4 protein-coding genes are annotated in these 7,940 nt (G+C 56.7%); all 4 read right to left on the bottom strand.

Features of this window, described 5'->3' with window-relative positions:
* Nucleotides 1-159: 159 nt before the first annotated feature.
* Entirely contained in the window at nt 160-1,662 is a 1,503-nt protein-coding gene (locus tag ACF8AM_RS01195; RefSeq protein ID WP_392553876.1) for a glutamate synthase subunit beta, read from the bottom strand.
* A 144-nt stretch (nt 1,663-1,806) separates the two neighbouring features.
* Complete coding sequence (gene gltB, locus ACF8AM_RS01190; RefSeq protein WP_392553875.1) at nt 1,807-6,372, bottom strand: glutamate synthase large subunit; 4,566 nt, start codon at nt 6,370-6,372, stop codon at nt 1,807-1,809.
* Nucleotides 6,373-6,439: 67 nt separating this feature from the next.
* The gene (locus ACF8AM_RS01185) at nt 6,440-7,417 is read right to left on the bottom strand and encodes a LysR family transcriptional regulator (RefSeq protein WP_392553874.1); all 978 of its coding nucleotides are present in this window, start codon (nt 7,415-7,417) and stop codon (nt 6,440-6,442) included.
* A 286-nt stretch (nt 7,418-7,703) separates the two neighbouring features.
* The coding region (locus ACF8AM_RS01180; protein WP_392553873.1) for a Dabb family protein at nt 7,704-7,940 on the bottom strand (237 nt) is incomplete at its 5' end.

Here is a 7,940-nt window from a genome sequence, read left to right as displayed (position 1 = left end):
TTTTGGGGGTTTTTTTGGGGGGGTGTTTGGGTTGTTGTGTCTCCTTGTCTTTCGGTGTGGGGCGGCGGCCCCTCCACCTGACCTGTATCAAAAACAAAGGCGTGGCCGCCGCCCCCACTACGATCAACCCTCACTTTTAACTTTGACAAACCACTAGGCTCAGACGGCGGCCATGGAGGTGCCCATCGTTTGGCCAGGAGCTGGTAGGTTGCTGGAACCTTCCAGGAAAATGTCGATCGCACGAGCAGCGCCGCGGCCTTCGTTGATCGCCCAGACGACCAGGCTTTGTCCACGGCGGCAGTCACCAGCGGCAAAGACGCCGTCGATGTTGGTTGCGTACTTGCCGTGTTCAGCTTGGAAGTTGCTGCGAGCGTCGGTCTCCAGGCCGAGCGATTCCGCAACGGTTTGCTCGGGGCCCAAGAAACCCATCGCCAACAAGATCAGTTGGGCAGGCCATTCTTTTTCGCTGCCTTCGACTTCGGCCATTTGCCAGCCGCCTTCGTCGTTCTTCGTCCACTCGACGTTGACGGTTTTGATGCCTTTCAGCTTGCCTTCGTCGTCGACCAAGTACTCTTTGCTGAGGATCTGATATTCACGAGGGTCTTTTCCGAACTTCGCTTCGGCTTCTTCGTGTCCGTAATCGACACGGAAAATACGCGGCCATTCTGGCCATGGGTTGTCGTCGGCGCGTTCAGCAGGTGGTTGGGGCAGCAGTTCAAAGTTGACCATGCTGCGGCAACCGTGACGAAGGCTGGTTCCGATGCAGTCGGTCCCGGTGTCACCACCGCCGATGACGATCACGTCCTTTCCTTCGGCGCTGATGAAATCGGCACCGAGGTTGTCACCGTGCACACGTTGTTTGGTGTTGGAGGTGAGGAAGTCCATCGCGAAGTGCACGCCTTTGGCATCGCGACCGGGGATTGGCAGGTCGCGTGGCTTGGTGGCGCCACAGGCAAGCAGGACAGCGTCATACTCGTTTTGCAGTTCCTTGGGCGAGACGTCGACGCCAACATTCACTCCGGTTTTGAAGGTCACGCCTTCTTCGGTCATTTTGTCGATGCGTCGCTGAACGGCTTTCTTCGACAATTTCATGTTGGGGATGCCGTACTGCAGCAAGCCACCGATGCGATCGGCGCGTTCGTAGACGGTGACCAGGTGGCCGGCTTTGTTGAGCTGATCCGCGGCGGTCAAACCAGCCGGTCCACTGCCGATAACCGCGACCTTTTTGCCGGTTCGTTCTTCGGGCGTTTCGGCGACGATCCAGCCTTCTTCCCAGGCGCGGTCAACGATCGCGTTTTCGATGTTCTTGATCGTCACAGGCGGGTTGGTGATTCCCAACACGCACGATCCTTCGCAAGGTGCTGGGCAAACACGACCGGTGAATTCAGGGAAGTTGTTGGTCTTGTGCAGACGCTCGATCGCTTCTTTCCAGCGATTGTTGTAGACCAAGTCGTTCCACTCAGGAATCAAGTTGTCGATCGGGCATCCGGTCGCGGACTGGCAAAAGGGAACGCCGCAGTCCATGCAGCGAGCGCCCTGACGTTGCAGGTGCTCGGTCTTGGGTTCGGTGTAGATCTCGTCGTAGTCGTTGATCCGGATGACTGGCAATCGCCAAGCAACTTTTTCGCGATCGAATTCCTTGAATCCAGTGGGCTTGCCCATGGCAGAGTCCTCAAAATGGGGTGATGTGTGCGGTTGATGTGGGGTGGGTTTTCGCGGCGATGGCCACGCGTGCCGGGCGAAGCGGTTTGCTTCGCCCGGTCGTTTTCAATCGCTCTTTCAAGCGAGCGATGGATGCCGTCTTTCTCAGACGCTGACAGCGTCTTTTTCGGCCGCCATTTCGGCGAGCACGCGTTTGTAATCCGTTGGCATGACCTTCACGCACTGCGAAACAAAGGTGTCAAAGTCGGCCAAGGCTTCGGCGGCCAGTGCACTCTTGGTGTAGTCGTGATGTTTTTGGATCATCTCTTTGACCTCCGCGAGTTCGGCTTCCCCTTCGATCTTTTCCAACTCGACGGTGGCCAAGTTGCAGTGAAGGTTGAAGTCGCCCTTGCGATCCCAGATGTAAGCGATCCCGCCCGACATCCCCGCCGCGAAATTGCGTCCGGTTTCACCGAGACACACCACGCGTCCGCCAGTCATGTATTCGCAACCGTGGTCCCCGACGCCTTCAACAACGGTGCGAGCACCGCTGTTTCGAACGCAGAAACGCTCTGCTGCCCGGCCACTGAAGTAGGCTTCGCCGCTGGTCGCACCGTACAAGCAAACGTTGCCGACGATGATCTCGTTGGCGGCATCGAAGGTGCTTTCGCGAGGTGGGTAGACCATGATGCGTCCGCCGGACAGACCTTTGCCGACGTAATCGTTCGCATCGCCTTCCAGTTCAATTGTGACACCGTGAGCGAGGAACGCACCGAGACTTTGTCCCGCAGAACCCGTCAGGTCGATGTGGATGGTGTCGTCGGGCAAGCCCGCTTGTCCGTGTCGTTTCGCGATCTCGTGTGACAAGATCGTTCCGACGGTTCGGTTGTTGTTGATGATCGGCGACGTGATGCGAACGGATTCGCCGTTTTCGATCGCTGGCATGGCTTCGGCGACCAACTTGGTCATGTCGAGCGATTTTTCCAAACCGTGATCTTGGCCACGCGTGCAGATCACTTCGACCTTGTCGTGAGGACGCTGCGCGGGGCTGAGGACGGACGTCAAATCCAGCCCATCGCTCTTCCAGTGTTTGATCGCGTCATCGGTCGACAGAACATCGCTGCGGCCGACCATTTCGTCGATCGTGCGGAAACCAAGTCTCGCCATGATCCGGCGAGCTTCCTCGGCGACCATGAACAAGTAGTTCACCACGTGCTCTGGTTTGCCCGAGAACATCTTGCGAAGTTCAGGGTCCTGGGTCGCGATGCCGACCGGGCAAGTGTTCAAGTGACACTTCCGCATCATGATGCAGCCGAGCGTGATCAACGGTGCGGTTGAGAAACCGAACTCTTCGGCTCCGAGCAACGCAGCGATGACAACGTCACGTCCGGTTTTCAAACCGCCGTCCGTTTGCAACACAACGCGGCTGCGTAAATCGTTGAGTACCAAGACTTGATGGGTTTCAGCGATCCCGAGTTCCCACGGCAACCCAGCGTGCTTGATGCTGGTCAGTGGCGATGCACCCGTTCCACCGGTGTCACCGGAGATCAGGATGTGGTCGGCATGAGCCTTGGCAACACCCGATGCAATCACACCAACGCCCACTTCGCTAACCAGCTTCACGCTGACGCGTGCCGATGGGTTGCTGTTTTTCAGATCGTGGATCAGTTGAGCCAAATCCTCGATCGAATAAATGTCGTGGTGAGGCGGAGGACTGATCAGCCCCACACCTGGTGTGCTGTAACGGATGTTGGCAATGTAGTTGTCGACTTTCTTGCCGGGCAACTCACCACCTTCACCTGGCTTGGCACCCTGCGAAACCTTGATCTGCAGTTCGTCTGCGTTGGACAAGTATTCGATTGTGACGCCGAAGCGTCCCGACGCGATTTGTTTGATGGCAGATCGCTTGGTGTCGCCATTGGGAAGTGGTTGGAAGCGTTTGGGGTCTTCGCCGCCTTCGCCGGTGTTGCTCTTGCCGCCCAGACGGTTCATTGCGATGGCGAGCGTCTCGTGCGATTCCGCACTGATGCTGCCCAGGCTCATGGCACCGGTGCAGAAGCGTTTGACGATCTCTTTGGCCGATTGGACTTCGTCCAGAGGCAGTGCAGGGCCCGCGACTCCTTCTTTGAAGTCCAACAATCCACGCAACGTGCAACGCGTTCGGTTGTCCTCGTTGATTTCGTGCGAGAACTTCCAGTAGGCGTCTTCGTTGTTGTTGCGAGCTGCGATTTGCAGCGTGCTGATGGCTTGAGGGCTCCAAGCGTGCTTTTCGCCTTCGGCACGCCAGTGGAACTCACCAAGGTTTGGCAACTGCGTCAGACGGTCGGATTCTCTGTCGGGGAAGCCAAGCTTGTGGCGACGCAGCGTTTCTTCGGCGATGACGTCGAACGTTACCCCTTGGATACGGCTGGCGGTGCCAACGAAGCAGCGCTGGATGACCTCATCTCGCAGGCCGAGAGCTTCAAAGATTTGGGCACCCTTGTAGCTTTGCAGGGTGCTGATGCCCATTTTGGCCATGACTTTCAGCATGCCCTTTGCGACAGCTTTGCGGTAAGCGGCAACGATTTTGTCGTCATCCAAAGTGGAGGACATCAGACCGTCACGGTGGGCTTGCCACAACGCTTCGAAGGCCAGGTACGGGTTGATCGCATCAGCACCGTAGCCAATCAACAAGCAGTGATGGTGCACTTCGCGAGCTTCACCCGTTTCGACGGCGATTCCGACGCGGGTTCGCTTGGCTTTGGCGACCAAGTGATGGTGCACGGCACCGGTTGCCAACAGCATGCTGACGGGCACACGATCGTGAGAAACATCGCGATCGCTCAGCACGATGATTTGCAAACCTTCGTCGACAGCGGCTTCGGCTTCGGCACAGATTCGGTCGAGGGTTTTCGTCAGACCAGCCTTGCCTTCAGAGCGATCAAACGTTGTGTCGATCACGCGGCTGTGCCAGCGTTCGTGGTCAACGTGCTTGAGAGCCGCGACCTCTTCGTTGGTCAAAATCGGATGATCGATCAGCAACCGGTGGCAGTGTTCCGGTGTCGCAGCGAGCAGGTTTTGCTCGGGACCGATGTAGCATTCCAGCGACATGATGACCTCTTCGCGAATCGAATCGATTGCGGGGTTGGTCACCTGCGCGAACAGTTGCTTGAAGTAGTCATAGATCATCCGCGGCTTGTCGGACAAACAAGCGAGCGCCGAGTCGTTGCCCATGGAGCCGACGGGGTCACGCAGTTGCTCGACCAATGGACGAAGCATGAAGTTCATGGTTTCGGCGGTGTAGCCGAACGCTTGCATCCGAGGTAGCAGCGTGTCGCCGTCGAACCCGTGCCCTTCTGCTTCGGGATGCAAGTCAGCCAAGCGAATCCGTTGCTGCTTCAGCCATTTTCCGTATGGCATTTTGCTGGCGAAATCACTCTTCAATTCTTCGTCGGGAATCAAACGTCCCGCTTCGAAGTCGATCAAGAACATCTTGCCAGGCTGCAAGCGTCCTTTTTCGCGAACGATCGATGGGTCGACCGGAAGCACGCCCACTTCGCTTGCCATGATCACGCGATCGTCGTGGGTGATGTAGTATCGGCTTGGACGCAGGCCGTTGCGGTCGAGCGTTGCGCCGATGCATTTTCCGTCGGTGAAAGCGATCGAAGCGGGGCCGTCCCAAGGTTCCATCATGCAACTGAAGTACTCGTAGAAAGCACGCTTTTCTTCAGGCATGGTTTCGTGTTTTTGCCACGCTTCGGGAACCATCATCATGATGGCTTCTTGCAGCGTGCGGCCGTTCATCAGCAAGAACTCAAGCACGTTGTCGAACGTTCCCGAGTCGCTCAAGTGAGGCTCGACAACGGGGAACAACTTCTTCAGTTCGTCACCGTAGATTTCGCTGGCAGCCGTGCCTTCACGAGCACGCATCCAGTTCGCGTTGCCGCGAAGCGTGTTGATTTCGCCATTGTGGCTCATGAACCGCAGTGGCTGAGCACGGTCCCAGCTCGGGAACGTGTTCGTTGAGAAGCGGCTGTGGACCATCGCCAAGTGCGTTTCGAAATCTTCGTCACGAAGATCAGGGAAATACGGCATCACCTGAGCAGGCGTCAGCATGCCCTTGTAAATGATGACCTTGGTCGACAACGAGCAGACGTAGAACATCAACGCTTGTTTGATCTTGGTGCCGCCGCGCAGTTCGTGACTGGCTTGCTTGCGGATCAAGTAGAGCTGACGTTCGAATTCTTCATTGGAGATTCCGTCTGCTGCACCGACGAACAACTGTTCGATCACAGGTTCGCTTTGACGAGCTGTTGGGCCGACGTCAGCAGCATCGGTTTCTTGAGGCACGTCGCGCCAACCGATCAGCTTTTGTCCGGTTTCTTCGATCAACCGAGCAATGGTTTCTTTGCAGATCGCACGCTCTGCATCGTCGGTTGGCAGGAAGATCAGGCCGGCGGAGAACTTACCTTCCTCAGGCAGATCCACACCGAGGTCAGCTTTCGCAACCTTTTGCAAAAACTTGTGAGGCAACCCGCACATGATCCCCGAACCGTCACCGGTGTTGGGTTCACAACCGCACGCACCACGGTGATCCATGTTTTGCAGAATCGTGTCGGCATCGATCACGATTTGGTGACTGGGAGCCCCTTTGATGTGAGCAACAAAGCCGACGCCACACGCGTCCTTCTCGTGCTCAGGGTCGTACAGTCCTTGGGCCGGTGGCAGGTGAAACAAAGGTTGCTTGGTCATAAATGAAACAACTTGGGGATGAGGGGATGTGTGGACAGTCAAAGGGCGTTGGAGTCTGTGTCGCGAATCATGCGACGACCGAGACCGCCCGATCTTTGGTTTGGTTTTTCTTCCGATCCGCTTTGGCGGCTTCGGATTTGGTTCTCAGTTCAGGTTCCATTTCCCGCCCCAAGAGAAGAGATCCAAGTTCAATCGCAGCGCGACTGAGTTTACTGCTGCGACGAAAGATGATTCCGAGTGGCCGGACCATTTGGATTTCAGGGCAAGCAACCACGCGTAGGGTTCCGTTTGCCGTTTCGCGGCGGACCGCCGCCTCGGGGACGATGCCGAGTCCGCGGTTCGCTTGGATCGCACGAACCATTGAATCGGCGTTGTCGAATTCCATCTGCGTCACCACCGAGATGCCTGCGCGTTTCAGGCATTGATCAATCGCTTGACGCAGTACCAGTCCGCGTTCGAACCCGACCATTTCCATGCCGCTGAGTTCGGATGCCGAGACTTCCGTCCGCTTGGCGAAAGGATGGTCGGCGGAGCAAACCAATCGCATTGGTTCGGATTGCCAAGGGATGGTGCCCAATGCCTTCGTCGTGCGAGGGAAACTCACCAGTCCGAATTCGACGCCACCATCGAGCACCATTTGGACGACGCGTTGACTGCTGCCGAATTCTGTTCGGACTTTGACGTCAGGGTGCTGGGACTCGAAGACCTTGGTGGCTTCGGGCATGTAGCTCAAGCCAACCGAATAGATCGCACCAACGGTCACGCTGCCGTTCAAACGTTCGCCGCGGAAGCGTACGCGTTGTTCCAGTTCGTTGTATTGGCGAATCACGTCGCGGACGCCGCACAGGTAAATCTCACCTGCTTCTGTCAAACCCAATGGGCGACTGGAGCGATCGATCAGACTGGCCCCAACGGATTCTTCCAATCCGCTGATGGCTTGACTGACCGCGCTTTGAGTTAAACCGCAATCCGCCGCAGCTTTGGAAAAACTGCGAAGATCTGCGACACGACAGAACAATTCAAGCGTACGAAACTGCAATGACAACCTGCTGTATTAAATTTCCTTATGATGTGGCCGGCCACTTTTAGCCGGATTGATGACGGAAGATAGCTGCGGAATCAATTTTGGTCAAGCGTTCCGTCGCGGACGCCAATTTGCGAGTGTCCACGAGAAAGCCCGGCAGCGGTTTGAGTCCGCAAATACCGGGCTTTTGCTAGTCGTCACATGGTTGGGGATGCCAGATCGCGGGAAGCTCGTCTGCCAACGAATGGAGTTGGTGGCGGCGGATCAACCGGTCTGACGTCACCCGTTTGGTGCGTCGTCATCCAGACTACTTATCGGCCCAGTAGTCGATCACCACCACTTTTTCGAGGTGTGGCTTCAGGACTTCCACAAATGCCAGGTGGGCTGGATGAGGCAGATAGGCTTCGCGGTCCTCTTCACTTTCGAACGTCACCAAGAAGCAATGCGTGAGGCCTTCGTTGAGTCCTTCGGGAGAATTATTGGTTCCGAATTCGAAGTCCGCGATCTCGGGGATCTCGTTCGGTAGGTTTCGGAACGCGTCCAC

Source organism: Rhodopirellula sp. JB055, assembly GCF_043100905.1.
Classification (GTDB): domain Bacteria; phylum Planctomycetota; class Planctomycetia; order Pirellulales; family Pirellulaceae; genus Rhodopirellula.
This window is presented reverse-complemented; position numbering and strand designations above follow the sequence as displayed.